24 protein-coding genes are annotated in these 23,269 nt (G+C 70.7%); 18 read left to right on the forward strand and 6 right to left on the reverse strand.

Translation table 11 applies throughout. The features are described 5' to 3' along the window. The first annotated feature begins 33 nt into the window (after nucleotides 1-33). Nucleotides 34-387 carry a GMC oxidoreductase gene (locus ACWDEW_RS30685; RefSeq protein ID WP_450516913.1) on the forward strand — a complete coding sequence of 118 codons (354 nt, stop codon included), beginning with the start codon at nucleotides 34-36 and terminating at the stop codon, nucleotides 385-387. A 110-nt stretch (nucleotides 388-497) separates the two neighbouring features. After that, nucleotides 498-1,907 (forward strand): glycoside hydrolase family 1 protein, encoded by a 1,410-nt coding sequence (locus ACWDEW_RS30690; protein ID WP_450516915.1) that lies wholly within the window; start codon nucleotides 498-500, stop codon nucleotides 1,905-1,907. On the opposite strand, the gene ACWDEW_RS30695 is transcribed toward ACWDEW_RS30690, so the two are convergent. Continuing rightward, the gene (locus ACWDEW_RS30695; RefSeq protein ID WP_450516917.1) at nucleotides 1,886-2,386 is read right to left on the reverse strand and encodes a MaoC/PaaZ C-terminal domain-containing protein; all 501 of its coding nucleotides are present in this window, start codon (nucleotides 2,384-2,386) and stop codon (nucleotides 1,886-1,888) included. The genes ACWDEW_RS30690 and ACWDEW_RS30695 overlap by 22 nt on opposite strands. 32 nt (nucleotides 2,387-2,418) lie before the next feature. Beyond that, nucleotides 2,419-3,240, reverse strand: coding sequence for an enoyl-CoA hydratase/isomerase family protein (locus ACWDEW_RS30700; RefSeq protein ID WP_450516919.1), 822 nt, complete (start codon nucleotides 3,238-3,240; stop codon nucleotides 2,419-2,421). 107 nt (nucleotides 3,241-3,347) lie between these two features. On the opposite strand from ACWDEW_RS30700, the gene ACWDEW_RS30705 reads away from it, so the two are divergent. The 4 genes from ACWDEW_RS30705 to ACWDEW_RS30720 are packed head-to-tail and all read left to right on the forward strand — an operon-like array spanning nucleotide 3,348 to nucleotide 6,930. Then, nucleotides 3,348-4,469: an acyl-CoA dehydrogenase family protein gene (locus ACWDEW_RS30705; RefSeq protein WP_450516921.1), complete on the forward strand. Its 1,122-nt coding sequence runs from the start codon at nucleotides 3,348-3,350 to the stop codon at nucleotides 4,467-4,469. 18 nt (nucleotides 4,470-4,487) lie between these two features. Beyond that, nucleotides 4,488-5,666, forward strand: a complete 1,179-nt coding sequence (locus ACWDEW_RS30710) for an acyl-CoA dehydrogenase family protein (RefSeq protein ID WP_450516922.1) — start codon at nucleotides 4,488-4,490, stop codon at nucleotides 5,664-5,666. Continuing rightward, nucleotides 5,663-6,175, forward strand: a complete 513-nt coding sequence (locus ACWDEW_RS30715; protein WP_450516924.1) for a nuclear transport factor 2 family protein — start codon at nucleotides 5,663-5,665, stop codon at nucleotides 6,173-6,175. The genes ACWDEW_RS30710 and ACWDEW_RS30715 overlap by 4 nt, the downstream gene beginning before the upstream one ends. Next, nucleotides 6,175-6,930 carry an SDR family NAD(P)-dependent oxidoreductase gene (locus ACWDEW_RS30720; RefSeq protein WP_450516926.1) on the forward strand — a complete coding sequence of 252 codons (756 nt, stop codon included), beginning with the start codon at nucleotides 6,175-6,177 and terminating at the stop codon, nucleotides 6,928-6,930. Before ACWDEW_RS30715 ends, ACWDEW_RS30720 begins: the two co-directional genes overlap by 1 nt. A 5-nt stretch (nucleotides 6,931-6,935) precedes the next feature. On the opposite strand, the gene ACWDEW_RS30725 is transcribed toward ACWDEW_RS30720, so the two are convergent. Next, entirely contained in the window at nucleotides 6,936-8,132 is a 1,197-nt protein-coding gene (locus ACWDEW_RS30725; RefSeq protein WP_450516928.1) for a CaiB/BaiF CoA transferase family protein, read from the reverse strand. Nucleotides 8,133-8,277: 145 nt separating this feature from the next. Between ACWDEW_RS30725 and ACWDEW_RS30730 the strand changes: the two genes are divergently transcribed. The 6 genes from ACWDEW_RS30730 to ACWDEW_RS30755 are packed head-to-tail and all read left to right on the forward strand — an operon-like array spanning nucleotide 8,278 to nucleotide 13,135. Next, nucleotides 8,278-8,796 carry a PaaI family thioesterase gene (locus ACWDEW_RS30730; protein ID WP_450516930.1) on the forward strand — a complete coding sequence of 173 codons (519 nt, stop codon included), beginning with the start codon at nucleotides 8,278-8,280 and terminating at the stop codon, nucleotides 8,794-8,796. A 4-nt stretch (nucleotides 8,797-8,800) separates the two neighbouring features. Continuing rightward, a complete protein-coding gene (locus ACWDEW_RS30735; protein ID WP_450516932.1) occupies nucleotides 8,801-9,646 on the forward strand; it encodes an enoyl-CoA hydratase-related protein in 846 nt (281 codons plus the stop codon). Between the two features lie 47 nt (nucleotides 9,647-9,693). Next, complete coding sequence (locus ACWDEW_RS30740) at nucleotides 9,694-10,146, forward strand: FAS1-like dehydratase domain-containing protein (protein WP_450516934.1); 453 nt, start codon at nucleotides 9,694-9,696, stop codon at nucleotides 10,144-10,146. Continuing rightward, complete coding sequence (locus ACWDEW_RS30745) at nucleotides 10,143-10,565, forward strand: MaoC/PaaZ C-terminal domain-containing protein (protein WP_450516936.1); 423 nt, start codon at nucleotides 10,143-10,145, stop codon at nucleotides 10,563-10,565. Before ACWDEW_RS30740 ends, ACWDEW_RS30745 begins: the two co-directional genes overlap by 4 nt. A 4-nt stretch (nucleotides 10,566-10,569) precedes the next feature. Beyond that, nucleotides 10,570-12,021, forward strand: a complete 1,452-nt coding sequence (locus ACWDEW_RS30750; protein ID WP_450516938.1) for a class I adenylate-forming enzyme family protein — start codon at nucleotides 10,570-10,572, stop codon at nucleotides 12,019-12,021. Further along, nucleotides 12,014-13,135: a serine hydrolase domain-containing protein gene (locus ACWDEW_RS30755; protein WP_450516940.1), complete on the forward strand. Its 1,122-nt coding sequence runs from the start codon at nucleotides 12,014-12,016 to the stop codon at nucleotides 13,133-13,135. Before ACWDEW_RS30750 ends, ACWDEW_RS30755 begins: the two co-directional genes overlap by 8 nt. Before the next feature lie 71 nt (nucleotides 13,136-13,206). Here the strand turns inward: ACWDEW_RS30755 and ACWDEW_RS30760 are convergent, their stop codons facing one another. Both ACWDEW_RS30760 and ACWDEW_RS30765 read right to left on the reverse strand, forming a co-directional pair. Further along, a complete protein-coding gene (locus ACWDEW_RS30760; protein ID WP_019071890.1) occupies nucleotides 13,207-14,388 on the reverse strand; it encodes an amidohydrolase family protein in 1,182 nt (393 codons plus the stop codon). Between the two features lie 137 nt (nucleotides 14,389-14,525). Beyond that, complete coding sequence (locus ACWDEW_RS30765; protein WP_450516942.1) at nucleotides 14,526-15,344, reverse strand: FadR/GntR family transcriptional regulator; 819 nt, start codon at nucleotides 15,342-15,344, stop codon at nucleotides 14,526-14,528. Between the two features lie 155 nt (nucleotides 15,345-15,499). Between ACWDEW_RS30765 and ACWDEW_RS30770 the strand changes: the two genes are divergently transcribed. Continuing rightward, complete coding sequence (locus ACWDEW_RS30770; protein WP_450516944.1) at nucleotides 15,500-16,327, forward strand: enoyl-CoA hydratase-related protein; 828 nt, start codon at nucleotides 15,500-15,502, stop codon at nucleotides 16,325-16,327. Continuing rightward, nucleotides 16,324-16,899, forward strand: coding sequence for a DUF2889 domain-containing protein (locus tag ACWDEW_RS30775; RefSeq protein ID WP_450516946.1), 576 nt, complete (start codon nucleotides 16,324-16,326; stop codon nucleotides 16,897-16,899). Before ACWDEW_RS30770 ends, ACWDEW_RS30775 begins: the two co-directional genes overlap by 4 nt. A gap of 351 nt (nucleotides 16,900-17,250) precedes the next feature. Here ACWDEW_RS30775 and ACWDEW_RS30780 read toward each other — a convergent pair whose 3' ends face one another. Next, on the reverse strand, nucleotides 17,251-18,477 hold the full coding sequence (locus ACWDEW_RS30780) for an acyl-CoA dehydrogenase family protein (protein ID WP_450516947.1): 1,227 nt from the start codon (nucleotides 18,475-18,477) through the stop codon (nucleotides 17,251-17,253). Nucleotides 18,478-18,589: 112 nt separating this feature from the next. Here ACWDEW_RS30780 and fabG point away from each other — a divergent pair, with 112 nt between their 5' ends. From fabG to ACWDEW_RS30800, 4 genes are read left to right on the forward strand one after another with little or no spacing between them, the layout of a single operon-like run. Continuing rightward, nucleotides 18,590-19,336 carry a 3-oxoacyl-ACP reductase FabG gene (gene fabG / locus ACWDEW_RS30785; protein ID WP_450516948.1) on the forward strand — a complete coding sequence of 249 codons (747 nt, stop codon included), beginning with the start codon at nucleotides 18,590-18,592 and terminating at the stop codon, nucleotides 19,334-19,336. Nucleotides 19,337-19,358: 22 nt separating this feature from the next. After that, nucleotides 19,359-20,609: an acetyl-CoA C-acetyltransferase gene (locus ACWDEW_RS30790; protein WP_450516950.1), complete on the forward strand. Its 1,251-nt coding sequence runs from the start codon at nucleotides 19,359-19,361 to the stop codon at nucleotides 20,607-20,609. After that, nucleotides 20,609-22,048 (forward strand): OB-fold domain-containing protein, encoded by a 1,440-nt coding sequence (locus ACWDEW_RS30795; protein ID WP_450516952.1) that lies wholly within the window; start codon nucleotides 20,609-20,611, stop codon nucleotides 22,046-22,048. Before ACWDEW_RS30790 ends, ACWDEW_RS30795 begins: the two co-directional genes overlap by 1 nt. Further along, nucleotides 22,045-23,253 (forward strand): acetyl-CoA acetyltransferase, encoded by a 1,209-nt coding sequence (locus ACWDEW_RS30800; protein WP_450516954.1) that lies wholly within the window; start codon nucleotides 22,045-22,047, stop codon nucleotides 23,251-23,253. Before ACWDEW_RS30795 ends, ACWDEW_RS30800 begins: the two co-directional genes overlap by 4 nt. Nucleotides 23,254-23,269 lie beyond the last annotated feature (16 nt).

Here is a 23,269-nt window from a genome sequence, read left to right on the forward strand (position 1 = left end):
CCGGAGTGGGGCGAGGTTGCGGGTCAGGTGTGGATGGGCCGCTGTACCGCCTGGCGCGCCCTCACGCGCCGTAGGACTCAGGTCTTCGGGACCGTTCCGATCATGGCCGAAACGTCCCCCGATCCAACCGTGCGCGACGAGCAGGAGATCATCGCGGCGGCCCTCGATCACGTCCGCCGCGGCCGCCACGCAGCCGGAACCCGCCCGGCATGTCCGGCCGGCGACGACCTTGTGGACATCCGGCCGCGCGTGCGCGGTATCGCCGGCCTGCGGATCGTCGATAGCTCGGCCCTGCTCTCCCGCAACCTCGACCGGCGATCATGGCCATGGCCCGGCGCCCCTCCGGCCCCGCTCCGGATACGGGCCGACCTCGCCCCGACACTTTGACGAACCGATGAGATCTGTCCGAAACATTGTCGTCGTATCCCCGAAGTGTTAGCGTCCGGACGGCGGGCATTCAGTTGAATGCGTTAGCTATTCCGCCCGGGACGGTGACCATGAGCGATGGTTTCCTGCACGATTCTTTCCACGGTGTCGACTGGGGAGTCGCCACCGCGGACGCCATCGCGGCCCCGCCGCCCCCTCCGCCGGAACGCGCGGGGCACTTCCGGCAGTGGACCGACGACATCCGGCAGCTGGTCGGCGTCACGCCCGACACCCACCGGATGGTCGCCGGATGGCCGCTGCTCCAGCCCGACGGCCCCGGCAGCTGGGACCACGCGGCCCTGGACCGCTGCGACCGCGAACTCGACTCCCTGCTCGCACTCGGCCTGCGCCCTTGTCTGACTCTCTTCGACCGGTCACTGCCGTGCTGGCTGGAGGAGCGCGGGGGATGGCTGGAGCGCGACACCGCCGAGCACTTCGCCGCCTACGCCGCCGAGCTGGGCCGTCGCTACGGCGACCGCGTCACCCGCTGGATCACCTCCACCGACTTGGCCGGACCCACTCTCGCCGACCATGTGGCCGGGATGTACACCCCGGGCCGGGGCATCGGCCGCGCCGGCCTGCCCGCGGTCCACCACATCCTGCTCGCCAACGGACTCGCGACCCGCGCGCTCCGCGCCGCCGGCGTGAGCGGCCGGATCGGTACCACGGTCACTCTCGTCGGCGGCTACGCGGCCACCGAGGACCCCTTCGACCGGCTCGCCCTGGACCGCCTGCTGAGCTGGACCAACCGTCTCTTCCTCGACCCCCTGCTGCTCGGCGAGCACATGGTGACCGAGGACGACGTCGTACCGATCGAGGACACCGGCTGTGTGCGCCCCGGAGACCTGGACGTCATCGCCACCCCGCAGGACCTGCTCGGTCTGTCCTGGCACACCCCGTTCCGCGTCACCGCACCGGAGAACCTCGCCCGCGCCCTGCCGGCCGACAAGTGCCAGAGCAGGCTCAACGAGGTCAACCGCCTGCTGGTGGGCCTGGGCTTCGCGGTCGTCCCGTTCGACGACGTGGAGACGACGGCGTACGGCTGGCCCATCCTCCCCGAGGGCCTGGCCGACGCCGTCGCGGACCTCCACGATCTCTACGGCGACCTGCTGCCGCCGCTGTCCGTCGTGGACAACGGCATGGGCGACCTGGACCTCGTCGACGAGACCGGCCACAGCGACGACGCCCGCCGCCGGTCCCTGCTGCGCGCCCGGCTGTCCTGGCTGGGCCGGGTCATCGAGCGCGGTGTGGACGTCTGCGGCTACGAGTACTGGTCGGTGCTCGACAACCTGGAGGCGAAGTTCCGCTACACCCGCCTCTACGCGATGGCCGTCCCCGACCACGAGCCGCCGCCGCGCCCGCCGATGCCCTCGGACTGGCTGCGGGCCGGAGCCTTCGCCGGTCCCGAGGCGCCGGATACGGCGGCCGGGCTGACGCTGGTGCCGCCCAGCCCGCGGGATCAGCGTGTCGGAGCCTCGTAGTCCCGGCCCCGGATCAGCCGTACCGGCGTGTAGACGAGCACGTCCTCGTCCCGCTGGTTGCGTACGGTGATGCGGCTGGTCACCACGCCCCGGCCGGGCTTGCCGGACGGCCGGGAGCCGGTGGTCTCCACGACGGCGTACAGCGTGTCGCCGACGTAGACCGGTCCCCGCACGGTCAGTTCCATGTGCAGGAAGGCCAGGCCCGTGCCGTGCAGCACGTTCGTCTGCAGGACGAGTCCCTCGGCGATGCAGTACGTCAGCGCGCCCGGGACCAGCCGTCCGGTGTAGCCGCCGTCGGCCGCGTGCGAGGCGTCCCAGAAGAGCGGCTCGTTGAAGCCGCCCCAGGTGACGAAGTTGACGAGGTCGGTCTCGGTGACCGTGCGGCGGGCGGTGCGGAAGACCTGCCCGACCGGCATCTCCTCGAAGGTCAACCCCTTCACCAGCGGGGGGATTTCGGTGCGGGTGTGCTTTGCCGTCATCGCGCGCTCCTCGTGCCTCGTGCGTCCGTGGGTCACAGGTCGATCGGGTGCTTGCCGCCCACGCCCTCGAAGTCCGGGGCGCGCTTCTCGCGGTGGGCGGCGAGTCCCTCGACGACCTCGTGCCCGCCGAATCCGAAGAACTCCAGCCCCAGCGAGGCCTCGAAGAGCGGCTGAGCCGTGCGGTACCAGTGGTTGAGGGACCGCTTGGTCCAGCTCAGCGCGCTGGCGGGCCCGGCGGCCAGGAGGGTCGCCACCCGCAGCCCCTCGGCGTGCACGTCCTCGTCGTCCACGCACTTCGACACCAGGCCGATCCGCTCGGCCTCCTCGCCGGTCAGCGCCTCGCAGGTCAGCAGGTAGTACTTGGCCTTGGCCATCCCGCACAGCAGCGGCCAGCAGATCGCCGCGTGGTCACCGGCCGCCACCCCGAGCCGCGTGTGCCCGTCGACGATCTTCGCTTTGCGTCCGGCGATCGAGATGTCCGCCAGCATGCCGATGACCAGCCCCGCCCCGACCGCCGGGCCGTGGATCGCGGAGACCACCGGCTTCGAGCAGTTGATCACCCCGTAGACCATGTCCCGCGCCTCCCGCATCGTCCGGGCGCGCACGGCGTAGTCCTGGGTCATGGCCTCGATGGAGTCGAAGGTCCCGCCGGCCGAGAAGGCCCTGCCGGCCCCCTGGACCAGTACCGTGCGGGTCTCCTCGTCCCGGTCGACGACCGGCCAGATGTCGGCCAGCTCGCCGTGCATGCGCGGATCGACGGCGTTGAGGTTCGGCGCGTCGAGCACGATGCGCAGCACACCGGGCGCGGGCCGTTCGAAGGTCAGGCTCGTGAACGGGGCGTAGGGATCGGTCACGTCGCGCTCCTGGTGTATTCAGTGCGGATACTATAATTATCTAACTGTATCGAGAGGTGTGCGGCAAGCGTCCGGCACACGGGCGCACCGAGGACGGGAAGCTCGGCATGGATCTCACCTTCAGCGAGGAACAGGACGAACTGCGCACGGTTGTACGGTCGTTCCTCACCCGGCACGCCACCGAGGCCGACGTGCGCCGCCTGGCCGCCGACCCGCGCGGACACGACCCGTGGATCTGGCGACGGATGGCCACGGAGATCGGACTCCAGGGGCTCGCCGTACCGGAGGAGTACGGCGGCTCCGGCTTCGGCTACGTCGACCTCGGCGTCGTCTTCGAGGAGACGGGCCGCGCCCTGCTGTGCGCCCCGTACTTCGCCACCGTCGCACTGGCCGCCGAGGCGCTGCTGCGCTGCGACGACGAGGCCGCCCGCGCCGAACTGCTCCCGGGCATCGCCGCCGGCGAGACGGTGGCCACGCTCGCCCTCACCGAGGACGACGGGCGCTGGGACGAGCCGGGCATCCACCTCAACGCCCGCGAGGAAGCGGGCAGTTGGCGGCTCACGGGCGCGAAGACCTACGTCCCCGACGGGCACCTCGCCGACCTGCTCCTGGTCGCCGCCCGCACCCCCGTCGGCGTCAGCTTCTTCGCGGTCGAGACCGCCGACGCACCGGGCCTCACCCGCACCCCCCTCCCCACCCTCGACCAGACCCGCAAACAGGCCCGCATCACCTTCACGGACACCCCCGCCCGCCTGCTGGGCACCGACGGCACGGCCTGGCCCGCGCTCGAACGCACCCTTGCCACGGCCGCCGTCCTTCTGGCAGCCGAACAGGCCGGGGGAGCGGCGGCGGCGCTGGACGCGGCGGTCGCGTACGCCAAGATCCGCGAGCAGTACGGCCGTCCCATCGGCTCGTTCCAGGGCGTCAAGCACAAGTGCGCCGACATGCTCGTCGAGATCGAGTCCGCCCGCTCGGCCGCGTACGCCGGACTGTGGGCCCTTGACGCCGGCGACGAGACGGAGATCGCCGTCGCGGCGGCCCTCGCCCAGGCCTTCTGCTCGGAGGCCTTCACCAAGGTCGCCGGCGACAGCATCCAGGTGCACGGCGGCATCGGCTTCACCTGGGAGCACCCCGCGCACCTCTACCTGAAGCGGGCGAAGAGCTCCGAAGTACTGCTCGGCACACCCGCGTACCACCGGGAACTGCTCGCCGCCCGGCTCGGCATCTGACACCCAGGAGAAGCAGACATGGAAGTGGACTTCGGGCCCGCCGTACGCGACTTCCGCGACGAACTGCGGGACTGGTTCGCGGACCACCTCGTGGGGGAGTTCGCCGAGCACCGGGGCGTGGGCGGCCCCACCGACGGCGCGGCCTGGGACGTACGCCTGGCCTGGGACCGCGAGCTGTCGGCCGGGAACTGGCTGGGCGTGGCCTGGCCGAAGGAGTACGGCGGACGCGGCCTCGGACTGATCGAGGAGATCGTCTTCGAGTACGAGTACGCCCGCGCGAACGCCCCCTACCGCGCCACCGTCAATGCCCTCGACCTGCTCGGCCCGATGCTCCTCGCGATGGGCGACGAGGCCCAGAAGAAGCGCTTCCTGCCCCCGATCCTCGCCGTCGAGGAACTGTGGGGACAGGGCTTCAGCGAACCCGGCGCGGGCTCAGACCTGGCCTCCGTCCGCACCCGCGCCGAGCGCGACGGCGACCAGTGGGTGGTCAACGGACAGAAGGTGTGGACCTCGTTCGGCATCCACGCCGACTGGCTCTACGTCCTCACCCGCACCGACGCCGACTCCAGGCGCCACAAAGGCCTGACCCTGCTGCTCCTCCCGACCGATCAACCCGGCGTGGAGATCCGCCCCATCCGCAACCTCGCCGGCCAGGACGAGTTCGCCGAGGTCTTCCTCTCCGACGCGCGCACCGGCGCGGACATGGCCGTGGGCGAGGTCGGCCAGGGCTGGCGCACCGCGATGGCCACCCTCGGCATCGAACGCGGCACCACCCTGCTGCCCCAGCAACTCGGCTTCGAGCGGGAGGCCGAGGCTCTGATCGAACTGGCCCGCGCGCGCAGCGCCCTCGACGACCCCATGCTGCGCCGCCGGATCCTGGACGCCTGGATCTCCGTACGCATCATGCGCACCACCAACCTGCGCACCCTCGCGGAACTGACCGCGGGCCGCACACCCGGCGCCCAGGCCACCACCGCGAAGCTCTACGCCTCGACACGCCACCAGCAACTCGGCCACCTGGCCATGGAGTTGGCCGGACCCGCCGGGCAGATCGTCGGCGAGGACTACGCACTCGACACGCGGCAGCGCTCGTTCCTGCTCTCCCTGGCGGAGACGATCTACGGCGGTTCGAGCGAGATCCAGCGCAACATCATCGGGGAGCAGCTCCTCGGTCTGCCCAAGGAGCCGCGGCCATGACGTCGGTTGAGGACCGCCTCGACCGTGTCGAGTCCCACCAGGCCATCCAGCAACTGCCCATCCGCTACGCCCTGGCCGTCGATTCCCGCGACCTGGATGCCTGGGTCGACTGCTTCCGCCCCGACGTCGACATGGGGCGCCATGGCAGGGGACGGCAGGTCCTGCGGCAGCACATCGAGCCCCTCGTGCGCGGCTTCCACCGTTCGGTGCATCAAATCTGCGGCCACCGCATCGAGTTCACCGGCCGCGACGCCGCGACCGGCGCGGTCTACTGCCGCGCCGAGCACGAGGTGGGGGACCGGTGGATCGTGATGTCGATCTGCTACTTCGACGACTACGCGCGCGTGGACGGCGACTGGTACTTCTCCCGGCGCCGCGAACAGCACTGGTACGCGGCCGACGTGACCGACCGCCCGCAGGCGGTCGGCTTCAACGGTTGGGAAGGCGCGGGAGAACCGGCGCTGCCCGAGGCCTTCCCCACGTGGACGGCCTTCTGGAAGGAGACGTGATGGCACGGTTGTCAGGCAGGACGGCTTTGATCACCGGCGGAGGTCAGGGCGTGGGCCGAGGTATCGCCCTGGCGCTCGCGGTCGAGGGCGCGGCCGTGGTCATCACCGGCCGCACCGAGAGCAAGCTGAAGGACACCGCCGGGGAGATCGCCGAGCGCGGCGGGCGGGCGTACACCGTGGTCGGGGACGTGGGGGAGCGCGACGACGTCGACCGGATGGTGGCCGAGACGGTACGGGAGTTCGGCGGCCTCGACGTGCTCGTCAACAACGCCCAGTCCTCGGTGCAGCGCCGGCTGGAGAAGACGTCGTACGACGATGTCGAACTCACCTACCGCAGTGGGCCGTTGGCCGTGTTCCACGCAATGCAGGCGGCCCTGCCCCACCTGAGAGAGAGCCGGGGCAGTGTCGTCAACCTAGGTTCCTCTGCAGCCGTTCAGGGCGAGGCGACCTTCGCTGCGTACGCCATGGCCAAGGAGGCGATCCGTGGGCTGAGCCGGGTCGCCGCGCGGGAATGGGGGCCGTACGGGATTCGCGTGAACGTCGTCTGCCCGGCCGCGCTCAGCCCGGCGGCGGAGGACTATCTGGCCGCGCATCCGGGAAAGGCGGAGGAGCTGGCCAGGGAGATCCCGTTGGGCCGACTCGGCGCGCCGGAGGCGGACATCGGCAGGGCGGTGGCCGCGCTGGTGAGCGACGACATGGCCTATCTGACGGGTGCGACGCTGATGTTGGAGGGCGGCCGGACCCTCATCGGGTGACGTCGCTAGACGACACCTCGCGCGCGCAGTCCTCCGAGCTGATCCTCCGTCACCCCGGCGAGCCCGCACAGGACTTCGGCGGTGTGTTCGCCCAGCGTGGGCGGTGGGGCGTAGCCCCCGACCGGGGTCGCCGTGAGCCGTATCGGATTGGCGAGCAGGGGCAGTCGGCCCGACACCGGATCGTCGACCTCGACCAGCATCCCCCGGTGCTGGATCTGGGGGTCGGAGAAGACCTCGGGCATCTCGTTGAACGGGCCCGCCGGCACGTCGTGTTCGTCCAGCAGGGTCAGCCAGTCGTCCCGGGTCCGGGTGCGCATGATGGCTTCGAGTACCGGCAGGATCTCCTCCCGGTGGGTGATCCGGGCAGAGGTGGTGGCGAACCGGGGGTCCTGGAGCAGGTCGGTGCGGTCGGCCGCCGCGCAGAACGCGGCGAACTGCTTGTCGTTGCCCGCGACGAGGAAGAGCGGCTTGTCCGCGCAGTGGAAGGCCTGGGAGGGGATTCCGCCGTAGCCGCCGTTGCCGCGCCGGCGTGGAACCTCCCCGGAGACCAGGTAGTTCATCGCGAAGTGCGACAGCGAGGCCAGCCCGCAGTCCAGCAGGGAGAGGTCGACGAACTGGCCCTCGCCGGTGGCGTCCCGGTGCCGCAGCGCCGCCAGGACGGCCGTCGAGGCGTACAGGCCGGTGAGGATGTCGACCATGCTGACGCCGACCTTCATCGGCTCGTCGGGGTGTCCGGAGACGCTCATCATCCCGGACATGGCCTGGAAGATGCCGTCGTAGCCGGGGCGCCCGGCATAGGGACCGGTCTGACCGAAGCCGGTGACGGACAGGTAGACCAGGCGCGGGTTGAGCGTCAGCAGGCTCTCGTGGTCGAGGCCGTACTTCGCCAGCGTTCCCGCGCGGAAGTTCTCCACCAGGACGTCCGAGCGGGCGGCGAGCGAGCGGATCAACTCCTGTCCCTCGGCGGTGGCGTGATTGACCGTCACGGATCGCTTGTTGCGGTTGCAGGAGAGGTAGAAGGCCGCGGTGTCCGTTCCGGGGGCGAACGGCGGACCGTACGTCCGTGAGTCGTCGCCGGTGCCCGGCCGCTCGACCTTGATGACCTCCGCGCCGAGGTCGGCCAGCATCTGGGTGGCCAGTGGTGCGGCCAGGATGCGGGACAGGTCGAGGACGCGGATCCCGGCCAGGGCGGTCGACGGCATCGTGGGCTCCCTCTGTTCACAGGCATCGAATGAGTTATATAAATAATACATCTGGCGCCCCGGCTGCGCCTCGGGTGATTGCTTCAACTATCCAATTCATGTAACTATATGGATCGGCTACCGGCCGAGACCGGAGGGCGTGCGGATGACCGTCGCGGCGAGGACCCTCACCGACCAGGAACAGCGCGCACGCCGCGAGTGGTTCCGGTCCCGCTGGGAGCGCGGCGTCGCGTTCAACCGCCTCTGTCGTCTGCGCATGGTCCGCTGGGACCCCGACGGCGTGGAGGTCGTCCTTCCCTACGTCGAGGCCCTTTCCGCCCACGAAGGCGTCTTCCACGGAGGAGTGATCTCCGCGCTCATCGACACCGCTGGCGCGGGAGCCGTGATCGCCGGGCACGACTTCCAGAAGGGGAGCCTGCTCAGCACCGTCTCGATGTCGGTGCAGTACCTCGCGCCCGCCCGGGGCCCGGAGGCCGTCGCCTACGCGCGCTGCGTCCGCCGGGGCCGCAGGCTGCACTTCGCCGACGTCGACGTGATGACCGACGGGATTGTCTGCGCCCGGGGGCAGGTGGTGGTGACGATCTCCGGGGAGCGCCCGGGCATCGGCGAACCCATCCACCCCATCCAGCCCATCGACGCCATCGAACCGCTGACCGAGGAGTGACGCGATGCCCGACGAATCCGACCGGGACCTGGTGCTCTACGAGGTCGACGAGGACGGTGTCGCCACCGTCACCCTCAACCGGCCCGAGCGCAAGAACGCGTGGAGCCTCCCCATGGAGAACCGCTTCTTCGCCCTCCTGGACGAGGCAGCCGCCGACCCCGCCGTCCGCGTCGTGATCATCACGGGCGCCGGCCGGGCGTTCTGCCCCGGCATGGACGTCCAGCGGCTGGAACAGAACGCGCAGCCGGGCCAGTCCCTCAACCTCCAGGCCCGCGTGCCCATGTACAGCAGGCGGAACATGCCCAAGCCGCTCATCGCGGCCGTCAACGGCGCCTGCGCGGGCATCGGCCTGGTCCAGGCCCTGATCTGCGACGTACGCTTCGCCGCCCGAGGCGCCCGCTTCACCACCGCCTTCACCCGCCGCGGCCTCGCCGGCGAGTACAACCTCCCCTACGTGCTGCCGCGCGTCATCGGCCTGGAGAACGCCCTCGACCTCCTTCTGTCCGGCCGCGTCTTCGACGCCGACGAGGCGAAGCAACTCGGCCTCGTCAGCCGGGTGGTGGAGCCGGAGGACCTGCTCGACGCGGCCCGCGCCTACGCCCGCGACATCGCCCGCAACTGCTCACCGCGCGCCATGGCCGTCGTACGCCATCAGGTCTACGGCGACCTCGACCGGCCCTTCACTGAAGCGCTCGCCCGCTCCTACTCCGCCATGGAGTTCTTCGCGGGCTCGCCGGACTTCCGCGAAGGCGTGGCCAGCTTCGTGGAGAAACGGGAGCCCAAGTTCGAGGGACTGCCCCCGGACTTCGACCCGGACGAGGCCACCCGCGACGCGTTCCTGCCGTACTGACCGAGGAGAAAGACCGCTTCTGTGTGCACTGACCGAGGAGAAGGAAGATGACAGGGCAGCCCTTCCCGGTCGAGGCCGGGCACATCCTGATGTTCGCCCGGGCCATCGGCGACGAGAACCCGGCCTACGTCGGCGAGAGCGCGCTCGCGCCGCCCACCTTCACCATGGCGAGCGCCCACCACGATCCTGACTACCGGCTGCGGCCCAAGCCGGGGGAGGAGTGGTTCGGGTCCGGCGCCGAGCCCGGTGTGATGCCGGAGGGCGGTGGCGGGCTGCACGCCGAGCAGCACTTCACGTACCACAGGCCGGTGCGCGCGGGGGAGACCCTGTACGCCACCACTGTCACCGGCCGCAGCTGGGAGAAGCAGGGCCGCACCGGACTGCTGCTGTTCAGCGAACGCATCACCGAGTACCGCGACGCCGACGGCGAACCGGTCGTCAGCGCCCTCACCGTGGCCGTCGTACCCGAAGGTCCCGCAACCCGGAAGGACGCCCGATGACCCTGAGCGTCGATGACGTCAAGGTCGGCGAGACCCGCGAGAGCGTGCTGGTCGACGACCTCAAGCGCACCCGGATCGTCCAATACGCGGGCGCGTCCGGCGACTTCAACCCGCTGCACACCGACGAGATGTTCGCCACCGAGGTCGCGGGCTACCCCGGTGTCTTCGCCCACGGCATGCTCACGATGGGCATGACGGGACGCGTCCTGACCGACTGGGTCGGCGTCGAGGCGCTGCTGACCTTCGGGGTGCGCTTCAAGGCCCAGGTGTGGCCCGGCGACACCCTGACCGCCACGGCGACCGTCGAGTCGGTCGAGGACACGCCGGACGGCCCGGTCGCCCACTTCTCACTGCGAACCGTCACCCAGGACGGCGCCGAGGTGGTCACCGGCACCGCTTCGGCCCTACTGGAGCCCTGACCCGGTGGGTGGCGAGGCGGAGTTCACCTGGACGGCGACCGTGCTCGCCGCCTACGACCACTCCCGTCCCGCCGTCCGGTTCGGGGACCTCACCTGGACCGGACACGAACTCCTCGACCGGGCGGCCGGCGCCGCCGACTGGCTGGACACCCTCGGCCTCGACCCCGGCGCCCCGGTACCCGCCCTGGCCGCCACCTCTGCCGACGCCCTTGCGCTGGTCATCGGCGGCGCCGGGTCCGGCCACCCGCTCGCCCCGCTCGGCGTCCGCATGACGCCGTACGAGATCGTGGCCGTGGTCGAGGCGTCGGGGGCTCAACTCCTTCTCGCACAGCCCGAGTTCGCCGAACTCGGCGAACAGGTCGCCAAGCTGTCCGGCCGCCGCTCCGTCGTCGTCCCCGAACTCCGCCCGAGTACAAGGCCGTTGACCGCCGAGCCGGACGACCTCGCCGTCGTCCTGCACACCTCCGGCACGACAGGCCTCCCCAAACCCGTCCCCATGACCCAACGGCGCCTGGCCGCCCGCGCCCGCGTCAACGGCCGCCTCTGCGCGCTCGATCCGGACAGTTTCTACGGGGGCAGCGCCCCCTTCCACCACATCGCCGGCCTCGGCAACATCGCCGTCGCCCTGGCCGCGGGCGCGCTGATCACCGGCCTGCCCCGCTTCACCGTCGAGGGCTGGGCCCTGCTGCGCACACTCGGTGTCACTCACACCAGCATGGTCCCGGCGATGCTGGAGACCCTGCTGACGGCAGGCCAGGCACACCACGAGACGCTGCGGGTCCTGCAGTACGGCGGCGCGCCGGTCCGCCCCGGCACCCTGCGGCGGACGTACGAGGCGATGCCCGGCGTCCGCATGCTCAACATGTTCGGGCAGACCGAGGGTTCACCCATCAGCGTGCTCACCCCCGAGGACCACCGGGAGGCAGTCGCCGGCCGCACCGAACTGCTGCGGTCCGTGGGACGGCCCGCCCCCGGCGTCGAGCTGCGGGTGCGGGACACCGGGCTGGACGGCGTCGGCGAGATCCACGCCCGCGCCGACCATTTCTTCCGGATCGACGCCGAAGGCTGGCTGCACAGCGGCGACTTGGGCCGAGTGGGCGAGGACGGCTACCTCTATCTGTACGGCCGCGGCACCGACATGATCATCAGGGGTGGCGAGAACGTCCACCCGCTGGAGGTCGAGACCGTCCTGGCCGCACACCCCGGCGTCGCGGACGTCGCTGTCACGGGCGCCCCCGACGAACGGCTCGGCCAGACCGTCGTCGCCTTCGTCGTGCCGGCCGACCCCGATTCCCCGCCCGAGACCACCTCGCTCAGGGCACACGCCCGCACCCGGCTGTCCGGATTCAAGGTCCCCGTCCGCTGGTGGTTCGTGGACCACCTGCCACGCAACGCCAACGGCAAGGTCGTACGGCAGCGGCTGCGCGAGCCCGGCCAAGGAGAAACACGTGACTGACCACTCCGTCGTCGCCCCTGAGAGCGTTGGGGTGGACCCGTACCGGCTGGACGTCCTGCTGCGCCGCATCCGTCTGGAGGTCGAGCACGGACCGTTGCCGTCGGCGCAGGTCGCCGTCGCGCGGGGCGGTCGCCTGGTGGCGCTCCAGACCTGGGGAGACGCCGGCCCGGACACTCGGTACGTCCTGCAGTCCGTCGGGCGGTCGATCGTCGCCGGTGTCGTGTGGAAGCTGCTCGGTGAGGGACTCCTGCACCTGGACGAGCAAGTCGCCGCGATCATCCCGGAGTTCGCGCCGAACGGTAAGGAGACGGTGACCGTCGAGCAGGTGCTCACGCACACCGCAGGCTTCCCCTTCGCCCCCCTCGGCTACCCGAAGATGCTGGACCGCGAGCAGCGGCTCGCCGCCTTCGGGCGCTGGCGGCTAGACACCCCGCCGGGCACCCGCTTCCAGTTCCATCTCACCGCCGCCGCCTGGCTGATCGCCGAGATCGTCGAGCGGCGCACAGGACTGCCCTTCGCCGACTACCTCCACGAGCGGATCGCCCGGCCGCTGGGCCTCACCTCGATCGAACTCGGCGTCCCGGTCGACAAACAGCCCGGCACCGTCGCCCCGATGATCGCCACCGACCGCACGGACGACACCCAGGAACCCGACCCCTGGGGACCGTGGTACCTCGCCGACCCCCGTGTCCTGGCGGCCGGCGAGCCCAGCCACGCCCTGGTGGCCACCGCCGCCGATGTCGCCCTGTATTTCCAGGCACTGGAGCACTCGGGCCTGTGGAAGCCGGAGGCGGTGGCTGAGGGCACCCGGATCCGGCTGACCCGACTCCCTTGCGGGGAGCAGAATTACGGGGGCGGCGGCAGTCGACGTACCAGCATGGGTCTGTTCGTGACGGTGGCTGGTCCGGACGCAGGTAGCCAACTCCCGTCCACCGGCTCGCCGTCGCTCTTCGGCAGCGCGGGCGCCGCCTACCAACTCGGCTTCATGGACCCGGAGTCCGGCCTGTCCTTCGCCTGTCTGAGCAACGGCTACCCGCTCGCCGGCTACGACCACTCCCGGAGCGGCACGGCGCTGCTCACCAACATCGCGAACCTGGCGGCGGACCTGGTCTGAGTCACGGCGAAACGGGAACGGGCCCGGTACCGAAATCGGTACCGGGCCCGCCCTGTTGGAGCGTCACGCGCTCAACGGCTGATCAGCTGCTGCGCGTTGTTGTACATGATGTCGTCCTGGACCGACTCGTCCAGCTCCGCAAGGAGCTTGCGGTAGTCGGCCGGGTTGGCGATGCCCTCCGCGTGCGGGAAGTCCGAGCCCATCACGATCGACTCGTGGTAGCCGAGCCGCTTGACCAGGCTCGGGATGTCGTCCTCCGGGTAGGGCACCACACGGATGTGCTTGCGGAACACCTGGCTGGGCCGCTCCGCCAACTGCCCGCCGATCCAGGGGCCGTTGCGGCCCATGCCGCGGCTCTTGTCCATGTGCCGGACGAAGTGGGGCACCCACTCGGCGCCGAACTCGGAGACCAGGACGTTGATGTCGGGGAAGCGCCCGAAGAGGTTGTCGAAGATCAGCGCGGACAGCGTCTCCTCGATCGGGCGCTGGCCGTAGGTGTTCATCCACTGCCAGGCCGACATCCGGAAGTGGATCGGGCTCGCGTCGTGGCCCCAGGCGGGGGCGACGTGCGAGTTGTAGTAGAACTCGCTGATGTGGTAACACACGCTGGCCTTGGCCTCGTTGACCAGTTTCCAGAACGGGTCGAAGTACGGGTCGCCCGGTGAGCGCCCGTACTGCGGCCCGGTCGGCAGCATGATGAACCGGGCGCCCTTGTCCAGGACGTACTCCAGCTCCTTGACCGCGTGGTCGAGGTCGCGCAGCGACAGCAGCGCGGGGGAGTAGATGCGGTCCTGGTGGTTGAAGCCCCACACCTCGTTCATGTAGCGGTTGAACGAGTGGTAGTTGGCGTAGAGCGGCTCGACGCCCTGTACGTACTCCTCGGCGACCAGTGCCCAGCCGCCCGGGTAGATGATCGTCTGGTCCAGGCCCTGCTCGTCCATGACGCGCAGCCGGGCCTCGCGGTTCTGGTACGACTCGTGCATCGGCTCGAACTGGTACGTCTCGTCGGGGTTGCCCGAGGCCATCGCCTTGAGCATCTCCTTGAGCGAGCCGGGCCGGTAGACCTGCCCGAACTCCGGCTCCAGACAGACCACGATCCGGTCCCCGGCGAGGATGACCTCGCGGCCGTCCGGGAGCGTCACCGGGGCCACCGCCTGGCCGAGGAACTCCTTCGGGAGGTAGCGGGTGAAGGAGTCCCGTTCCTCGTACATGTGCTGGTCGCAGTCGAAGATTCGCTTGCGCTGTTCGGCCATGGCCGTCGCCTCCGGACCCCAGATCTATTCAGTACGTCTACTATAATTATCTAACTGTTTCGCGGACGCAAGGGGTGAGAGTGGGAACGGCTCGGTGATCCTCGATACGCCCGGTCGGGCGATGAGGGTCCGCCCGGTCAGTCGATGAGTTCGAGCACCGTCTTGGGGCCAGCTCCGTTCACCACGTCGTCGGCGCCGCTGATGTGGCGCTGCCACAGCTTCTCGGCCTCGTCGGCCTTGCCGGACTCGATCAGGCCGACCAGGCGCACATGAGCCCGGTGTCCCTTCAGGGCCTGCGCCTTCTGGGTCTCGGCGTCGGTGGCCGCCGCGGTGTAGGAGGCGTTGGCCCGGTCGATGATGTTGCGGAGCATGCCGCACAGGAGGATCAGCGTCTGGTTGCCGGTCAGTTCGACCAGCAGGGCGTGGAAGGTGTCCTGGGCCTCGACCAGGCCCAGCGGGTCGTCCAGGACGGTCTTCTCGGCCGCCACCGCGTCGCGCAGTCGCTTGATGTCGTCCGCCGTGTGCTTGGCGGCCAGTTGGCGCACGCAGGGCGGCTCGATGACGGCCGCCGCGCGGTAGACGTCGCCCAGCGTGGCGCCGCGGTATTCGAGGATCAGGCCGGCGAAGCGGGCCGCGACATCGGAGTCCGGCGCACTCACCCGGGCGCCGCCGTGTGCGCCGCGCCGCACGGTGATCAGCGACTCCGATTCCAAGACGCGGAACGCCTCGCGCAGCGTCGGCCGTGAGATGCCGAACTGCTCCATCAGTCCCGACTCCGGCGGCAGCGCGTCGCCGGGCTTCAGCTCCCCCCGTACGATCTGGCGGCGCATCTCCGCGGCGACCAGTTCGGCGGTCTTCGGGACGCGCACCTGACGTCCGACGCGGCCACGCGCGGGGACGGGCACGGTGGGCGTTTCTGCGCGGGCTGCCTCGGCCACGGCGGGCTCCTCCGTCATATAGCAAAATGAATCGTCTTAGTTCATCGAGGGTACCAGGTCAAGGTCTGGATGATCTTTCCTCGGCGGAACCCGATCTGGTGCCCGGACCATGGTTGGGTATATAGATGATTCATCTAGCTATAAGGCCAAGGCGGGCTCTGGGAGTGACCTCGATGAACGAGCATGCGGCCCCGGTGATCCTCAGCGAGCTGACCAGCGACGGAGTCATGCTGCTCACCCTGAACCGGCCCGAGCGGCACAACGCCTGGACGCTGGAGATGGAGCTGCTCTACAACGAGTTGTTCGACCGCGCCGAGGCGGATCCGGCGGTACGGGCCGTCGTCCTCACCGGCGCGGGACGGAGCTTCTGCCCAGGCATGGACATGAGCGTGCTGGACGGGGCGTCCTCGGGCGCACGCCCGTGGCCGACCGACCGGCTGCCGCCGCGCACCCGGCCCATGTCGTTCCCCAAGCCCCTGGTGGCCGCCGTCAACGGCGCCTGCGCCGGTATCGGCTTCAACCAGGCGCTCATGTGCGACGTACGGTTCGCCGTGCCCGGCGCCAAGTTCGCCGCCGCGTTCAGCGCGCGCGGCCTGGTGGCCGAGGACGGCGTCTCGTGGCTCCTGCCCCGGCTAGTCGGCTACGGCAACGCGAGCGACCTGCTGCTGTCCTCGCGCCGCGTCACCGGCACGGAGGCGGAGGCGATGGGCCTGGTCAACCGTCTCGTCGAGCCGGAGGAACTGCTCCCGGCGGCCCTCGTGTACGCCACGGAACTCGCGCGCTCGGCCAGCCCGTACGCGATGTCCCTCATCAAGCGGCAGCTCGCCGACGACCAGGCGAGAAGCTTCACCGAGAGCCGCGACACCGCCGCCGCACTGCTGGCCACGGCGAAACGCGCCCCGGACTACCGCGAGGGCGTGCGCAGCTTCATCGAACGCCGGCCACCGGAGTTCGCCGGGCTGGGCGAGAGTGCGCCCGAGCCGGCGGAGGCCTCGTCGTGAGCCGCGCCGAACTCCCGCTGCACCGCCGTACCATCACCGTCACCGCCCACCAGGAGCCCGGCGGCGACGAGATCTCGGTCGAGGCGGAGCTGCGGGACGAGCGGCCGTGGGCCGAGCCCGAGGCCGCCGACATCCACCGGATGGTGCTGGCGGTGCGGGTCCGCCTCGCGGACATGACCATCGTGGCCGCCGACGCGGACATGCTGACGTTTCCGCACGCCGAGTGCCCGTTCATCACCCCGGTCTTCGACAGCCTGATCGGCCTGGGCGTCGCCGCCGGATACAACCGGGCGATCCAGGAGCGGTTCCGCGGTGTCCTGGGCTGCTCCCACCTCTACGAACTGGCCCGGGTGCTGGGCCCTGCCGTGGTCCAGGCGGCCATGTCGGCCAACGCGCGCCGCCGTGACGCCGGCGAGCCCGCGAACGGCCCGCGCGCCACTGCCGGGGTGCTGAACAGCTGCCACATCTGGGCACCGGACGGCGTGGGCCTGCGCAAGCTGGACGCGGGCTGGCGTCCGGGGACCGGGCCGCGTCCGGTTCCGGGACTTGGGACGTTCGAGGCGCGCGAGTGAGGCCGCGGGGCTGAGGGGCGGCTGCCTGAAGGCGGGGCGGGGTGGTCGCGGCCGACCGCGCGGATGCGGAATCGGCCCTGGGCCGGGCCTACTTGGTGCCGACCTGCCGACCTGCCGACCTGCCGGCACGGCGGCAGCCGCTGACTGATCGCACCCTGGGGTGCCGCCGAACCGGCTTCGACCGGCCGTTGCGGAACTTGCCGTGACCAGCCGTCCCTGAGCCGTTCTTGACCGGCCGTCGTGGAACTCGCCGTGACCAGCGGTTCTGAACCGCCCTTGACCGGCCGCCGCCGAACCTGCCGCAACGAGCCGTCCCTGAGTCGGCCGCTGCCTGCCGTCACCGACCCCGCCTCAACCAGCCGTCGCCCTCGGCTCGCGCGGCAGCCCCAGCACCTTCTCCGCGAGGATGTTCCGCTGCACCTGCGAGGTGCCCGCGTAGATCGTGCCGGAGCGGGCGATCAGGTACGTGGTCGACCAGGACGCCGAGGAGTTCGCGGCGCCGGGGTCGTCGGTGCGGTAGGTGCGCAACGGCGGGCGGCCGACCGGCACTTGGGCGTGCAGGCCCATGATGTCCATCGCGAGATCGGTGACCTTCGTGTGGTACTCGCTCCAGTACAGCTTGGCGATCGACGACTCGGGGCCCGGCTCCGCGCCCTTGAGCCAGCCGGTGAGAATTCGGTAGCCGAGATAGCGCATGATCTCGACCTTGGACCAGCACCAGGCGATCCGCTGCCGGATGACCGGGTCCTGGTCCTTCCCATACAGGCGGGCCAGTTCCACCAGGCGTTGCACCTCGGCCCGGAACAGGATCGGGTTGGTGGCCGCCTCCTCCCCGCGCTCCACGCCCAACAGGCTCTGGGCGACCGTCCAGCCGTTGTCGACGCCGCCCACGACGAGGTCGACGCGGGTGCGGGCGCCGTTGAAGAAGACCTCGTTGAAGTGGAGTTGGCCGCTCATCATGCGGAACGGCCTTACCTCGACGCCGGGTTGGTCCAGCGGAACGAGGAGGAAGGATATGCCGCGGTGCCTGGGCGCGTCGCGGTCCGTGCGGGCCAGGACGAAGATCCAGTCGCTGTGGTGGGCGCCGGACGTCCACACCTTCTGGCCGTCGATCACCCACTCGTCGCCGTCACGGACCGCACGTGTCGTCAACGAGGCCAGGTCCGAACCCGCGTCCGGCTCCGAGTATCCCTGGCACCAGGTGTCCTCGCCGTTGAGGATGCGCGGCAGGAACCGGCTCCGCTGCTCGTCCGTCCCCCAGCGCAGCAGCGTGTTCGCCAGCATCTTCACGCCGAAGGTGTCCTGCGGCAGCCCGAACGGCACACCGGCCAGGGCCAGTTCCTCCATGAGGACCACCTGGTGGAGCTTGGACAGGCCACGGCCGCCGTAGCGCTCGGGCCAGGTGAGGGAGAGGTAGCGGCGCTCGGCGAGCAGGCGCCGCCAGTCACGGGCGAAGGACCAGGCGGCCTCCTCGTCGAGGGCGCCGATGCCCTGCCAGTCCGGCGGCAGCGACTCGGCGAGGAACCCTTTGACCTCGGTGCGGAACGTCTCGGTCTCCGCGGGATAGCTGATGTCCACCCGTGTGCTCTCCTCGCCCGGCCAGCCGATCGCTGTATTGATTGTTTCAGCATAATAGGTTATCTATTTAGAAGGAATAGCGGAGGCGGCGTCGAGCCAAGGACGGGCTGACATGGGACTGCTGGACGGCCGCAACGCGGTGATCACCGGCGGCGCACAGGGCATCGGTTTCGAGATCGCCGGTGTGCTCGGCGCCGCAGGGGCGTCCGTCGTCCTCGGCGACATCAACGAGGAGGCCGCGGCGGAAGCCGCCGAGCGCCTCGCCAAGAACGGCGTCGCCGCCACCTCGCTGCGCTGCGACGTCACCGACGAGGACGAGGTCGCCGCCTTGGTCGCTCACTGCTCCGACAGCTTCGGCCCGGTCGGCGTCATGGTCAACAACGCCGGCATCACCCGCGACGCGACCCTGCGCAAGATGGCTCTGTCCGACTTCCGCGCGGTCGTCGACGTCCATCTGACCGGCGCCTGGAACGGCACCCGGTACGCCGCCGAGGCGATGCGCGCGCACGGACGCGGCGGCAGCATCGTCAACATCTCCTCGATCGCCGGCAAGGTCGGCAACTTCGGCCAGACGAACTACAGCGCCGCCAAGGCCGGACTCGTCGGCCTCACCAAGGCCTCCGCCAAGGAACTCGCCAAGGCGGGCATCCGCGTCAACGCCGTACAGCCGGGCCTGATCCGCACCGCCATGACCGAGGCGATGCCGCCGGCCGCCTGGGACGCGAAGCTCGCCGAGATCCCCCTGGGCCGCGCGGGCGAACCCGCCGAGGTCGCCCAGGCCGTCCTCTTCCTCGCCTCCGACATGGCGAGCTACGTCACCGGAGCCGTGGTCGAGGTGACCGGCGGCCGGTACATGTGACCCCTCATGAAAGGCATGGCCGATGCCCGCCCTCTTGCGTGACGCGGTGATCTGCGAACCCGTGCGTACCCCCGTCGGCGGCTACGGAGGCGTCTTCCGCGACGTGCCCGCGACCGAACTCGCCGCAGCGGTCGTACGTGCCGTACTGGACCGCACCGGTATCCCGCCCGCCGCTGTCGACGACGTGCTGCTGGGCCAGTGCTACCCCAACGGCGAGGCCCCGGCGATCGGTCGCGTGGCCGCCCTCGACGCCGGTCTGCCGGTCGAGGTGCCGGGACTGCAGATCGACCGCCGCTGCGGCTCGGGACTGCAGGCCATCATCATAGCGGCGATGCAGGTGCAGACCGGCGCGAGCGACCTCGTGCTGGCCGGGGGAGTGGAGTCCATGAGCCAGGCGGAGTTCTACACCACCGGCGTCCGCTTCGGCGTACGCGGCGCGGGCACCACCCTGCACGACCGGTTGGCTCGCGGCCGGGTCACCTCGGGAGGCGTCAACCACCCTGTCCCCGGCGGGATGTTGGAGACCGCCGAGAACCTGCGGCGCGAGTACGCGATCCCCCGCGAGGAGCAGGATCAACTCGCCCTGCGCTCCCACGAGAAGGCGGTCGCCGCCCAGCGCGAGGGCCGCTTCACCGACGAGATCGTCCCGGTCACCGTACGCACGAGGAAGGGCGAGACGGTCGTCGACACCGACGAACACCCGCGCCCCGACTCGACGTTGGAGAAACTCGCGAGCCTGCGCCCCGTACTCGGACGGCAGGACTCCGAGGCGACCGTCACCGCAGGCAACGCCAGCGGACAGAACGACGGCGCGGCCCTGTGCGTCGTCACCCATCCCGAGCGCGCCGCCGAACTCGGCCTGCGCCCCCTGGCCCGCCTGGTCTCCTGGGCCGTCGTCGGCGTGCCGCCGGAGACGATGGGTATCGGCCCGGTACCCGCGACGGCCAAGGCACTTGACCGTGCGAGGCTGAAACTCGCCGACATCGACCTGATCGAACTCAACGAGGCCTTCGCCGCCCAGGTGCTCGCCTGCACCCGCGAATGGGCCCTGACCGAGGCCGACTTCGAGCGGTTCAACGTCAACGGCTCCGGCATCTCCCTGGGCCACCCCGTCGGCGCCACCGGCGGCCGCATCCTCGCCACCCTGCTGCGCGAACTCGACCGCCGTCAGGCCCGCTACGGCCTGGAGACCATGTGCCTCGGCGGCGGACAGGGCCTGGCCGCGGTCTTTGAACGGCCCACACACACCATCTACGCCAATGGAGGACGCTGATGCCCGGACTGATCGCATACGGCGCCTACGTGCCGTACCACCGCCTCGCTCGGGCCGACATAGCTGCCGCCGTCGGGACGGCCCCGTCCCGGGGCACACGCGCGGTCGCGGGCTACGACGAGGACACCACATCGATGGCCGTCGAGGCAGCCCGGTCCGCCCTGGCCAGGGACGGACTGCGCACCCGCATCGGCCAGATCTTCCTCGCCACCGCCGCGCCCGCCTACCTCGACAAGACGAACGCGACCGCCGTCCACGCGGCGCTCGGCCTCGACCCGCACGTCCTCGCCGTCGACATGGCGGGCTCCGTCCGCTCCGGCCTCGGCGCGCTGGTCACCGCGGCCCGTTCCCCGGTGCCGACCCTGACGGTCCTGTCCGACCTGCGCACCGGGCTGCCCGGCGGCGCGGAGGAGAGCGCGGGCGGCGACGGCGCGGCGGCGTTCGCCTTCGGCGGCCACCGCAACGGAGCCCCCGTGATCGCCGAACTGCTTGCCCACGACACGGTCAGCGACGAGATCCTCGACCGCTGGCGCCTGCCCGGCGCCCCCGCCTCCCGTGTCTGGGAGGAGCGCTTCGCCGAGGAGATCTACGTGTCCCTCGCGGACAAGGCGTTGAGCGCCGCCCTCGACCAGGCGGGCCTGGACCGCGACGCCATCGACCACCTCGTCGTCTCGGGCCTGCACGCGCGCGCGTGCGCGACGGTGCGTCGTACCGCAGGCGTACGTCCCGAAGCGGCGACCGCCGACCTCACCGCGGAGATCGGCAACGCCGGTACCGCCCAGCCCGGTCTGCTCCTCGCCGACGTCCTCGACCGGGCCGAACCAGGCCGGATCATCGCGCTCGTCGTCCTCGGCGACGGCGCCGGAGTCCTGCTTCTCCGCACCACCGACGCCCTCCCCGCACACCGCGCCGCCCGCCCGGTCGCCGCGCAGATCGCCGCGGGCGGCGCGCCCATGTCGTACGCCACCTACCTCTCCTGGCGCGGCTTCCTCGACCGAGAGCCGCCCCGCCGCCCGGACCCCGAGCCGCCCTACGCCCCGCCCGCGCACCGCCGCAACAGCTGGAAGTACGGCTTCGTCGCGTCCCGTTGCGAGAAGTGCGGGACCCGGCATCTGCCGCCGGACCGGGTGTGCGTGTCCTGCCGGAGTGTCGACGCCATGACCGACGAGCCGATGGAGCACGTGCCCGGCACGGTCGCCACGTTCACCGTTGACCGGCTGGCTCACACCCCGAGCCCGCCGATGCTCGTTGTGGTCGTCGACTACGACGGCGGTGGCCGATTCCGCTGCCAGCTCACCGACGCCACCGAGGCCGACGCCGTCATCGGCGCCCGGGTCGAGATGACCTTCCGGCGCACGGTCACCGCCGCCGGAGTCCACAACTACTTCTGGAAGGCCCGGCCGGTACGCACCGGCGAGACCGAGGGGACAGGCGCATGAGCTCGCACGGAATCCGGGACCGGGTCGCGATCGTCGGCATGGGCTGCACGCCCTTCGGCGAACACTGGACCCGCTCGGCGGACGACCTGCTGGTCGACGCCGTGGGCGAGGCGGTCACCTCGGCCGGCATCACGCTCGACGACATCGACGCGTTCTGGCTCGGCACCCAAGCCTCCGGAGTCTCCGGACTGACCCTCAGCCGCCCGCTGCACCTGCCGTACAAGCCGGTAACCCGCCTGGAGAACATGTGCGCGACGGGCTCCGAGGCGCTGCGCAACGCCTGTTACGCGGTCGCCTCGGGCGCCTACGACGTGGCGATGGCGGTCGGCGTGGAGAAGCTCAAGGACTCCGGCATGTCCGGACTCTCGGGCACCACGATGCCCGGCGCGGGCGACGACAGCCGCGGTGAGATCACCGCCCCGGCGAACTTCTCCCTCCTCGCCCCCGCCTACGCGGCCAAGTACGGCCTGGGGGAAGAGGAGTTGAAGGATGTCATCACCCGCATCGCCTGGAAGAACCACGCCAACGGCGCCCGCAACCCCCGCGCCCAGTTCCGCAAGGAGGTGCCCCTGGAGCGCATCCGGTCGGCACCGATCATCGCGGGCATGCTCGGCGTCTTCGACTGCTCGGGAGTCTCCGACGGATCGGCGGCGGCGATCGTCGTACGCGCCGAAGACGCCTACCGCTACACCGACAAGCCGATCTTCGTGAAGGCACTGTCCTTCGTCGCCGGACCCGCGGACGGACTCCTCGACCCCGACTACGACTTCACCACCTTCCCCGAGGTAGTCGTCTCGGCCCAGGAGGCCTACCGGCAGGCGGGCATCACCGACCCGCGCGCCGAACTCGCCCTCGCAGAGGTCCACGACTGCTTCACACCAACGGAGTTGGTGCTGATGGAGGACCTGGGCTTCTCCGCGCGCGGACAGGCCTGGAAGGACGTCACCAGCGGCGCCTTCGACCTGGACGGCTCACTGCCGGTCAACCCGGACGGCGGCCTGAAGGCCTTCGGCCACCCCATCGGCGCTTCCGGGCTGCGCATGATGTTCGAGGCCTGGCTCCAACTGCGCGGCGAGGCACCGCCCGAGCGGACGGTCGCGTCCGTGGCCGAGGGCCGCACTCTCGCCCTCACCCACAACCTGGGCGGCGGCCCCGGCGAATGTGTCTCCTTCGTCTCCGTCGTCGGCAGCGAACTCACCGACTGAGAAAGGTGGTTGAGTC

The organism is Streptomyces sp. NPDC001100 (assembly GCF_053598575.1).

Bases quoted from the DNA above. Each gene is read 5' to 3' on its own strand.
- ACWDEW_RS30710 (WP_450516922.1), top strand. From the start codon at position 4,488: ATGGAAGTGGACTTCGGGCCCGCCGTACGCGACTTCCGCGACGAACTG.
- ACWDEW_RS30760 (WP_019071890.1), bottom strand. From the start codon at position 14,388: ATGGCCGAACAGCGCAAGCGAATCTTCGACTGCGACCAGCACATGTAC.
- ACWDEW_RS30790 (WP_450516950.1), top strand. From the start codon at position 19,359: ATGCCCGCCCTCTTGCGTGACGCGGTGATCTGCGAACCCGTGCGTACC.
- ACWDEW_RS30800 (WP_450516954.1), top strand. From the start codon at position 22,045: ATGAGCTCGCACGGAATCCGGGACCGGGTCGCGATCGTCGGCATGGGC.
- ACWDEW_RS30685 (WP_450516913.1), top strand. From the start codon at position 34: ATGGGCCGCTGTACCGCCTGGCGCGCCCTCACGCGCCGTAGGACTCAG.
- ACWDEW_RS30795 (WP_450516952.1), top strand. From the start codon at position 20,609: ATGCCCGGACTGATCGCATACGGCGCCTACGTGCCGTACCACCGCCTC.
- ACWDEW_RS30720 (WP_450516926.1), top strand. From the start codon at position 6,175: ATGGCACGGTTGTCAGGCAGGACGGCTTTGATCACCGGCGGAGGTCAG.
- ACWDEW_RS30740 (WP_450516934.1), top strand. From the start codon at position 9,694: ATGACAGGGCAGCCCTTCCCGGTCGAGGCCGGGCACATCCTGATGTTC.
- ACWDEW_RS30690 (WP_450516915.1), top strand. From the start codon at position 498: ATGAGCGATGGTTTCCTGCACGATTCTTTCCACGGTGTCGACTGGGGA.
- ACWDEW_RS30745 (WP_450516936.1), top strand. From the start codon at position 10,143: ATGACCCTGAGCGTCGATGACGTCAAGGTCGGCGAGACCCGCGAGAGC.
- ACWDEW_RS30730 (WP_450516930.1), top strand. From the start codon at position 8,278: ATGACCGTCGCGGCGAGGACCCTCACCGACCAGGAACAGCGCGCACGC.
- fabG (WP_450516948.1), top strand. From the start codon at position 18,590: ATGGGACTGCTGGACGGCCGCAACGCGGTGATCACCGGCGGCGCACAG.
- ACWDEW_RS30695 (WP_450516917.1), bottom strand. From the start codon at position 2,386: ATGACGGCAAAGCACACCCGCACCGAAATCCCCCCGCTGGTGAAGGGG.
- ACWDEW_RS30725 (WP_450516928.1), bottom strand. From the start codon at position 8,132: ATGCCGTCGACCGCCCTGGCCGGGATCCGCGTCCTCGACCTGTCCCGC.
- ACWDEW_RS30715 (WP_450516924.1), top strand. From the start codon at position 5,663: ATGACGTCGGTTGAGGACCGCCTCGACCGTGTCGAGTCCCACCAGGCC.
- ACWDEW_RS30735 (WP_450516932.1), top strand. From the start codon at position 8,801: ATGCCCGACGAATCCGACCGGGACCTGGTGCTCTACGAGGTCGACGAG.
- ACWDEW_RS30705 (WP_450516921.1), top strand. From the start codon at position 3,348: ATGGATCTCACCTTCAGCGAGGAACAGGACGAACTGCGCACGGTTGTA.
- ACWDEW_RS30765 (WP_450516942.1), bottom strand. From the start codon at position 15,344: ATGACGGAGGAGCCCGCCGTGGCCGAGGCAGCCCGCGCAGAAACGCCC.
- ACWDEW_RS30770 (WP_450516944.1), top strand. From the start codon at position 15,500: ATGAACGAGCATGCGGCCCCGGTGATCCTCAGCGAGCTGACCAGCGAC.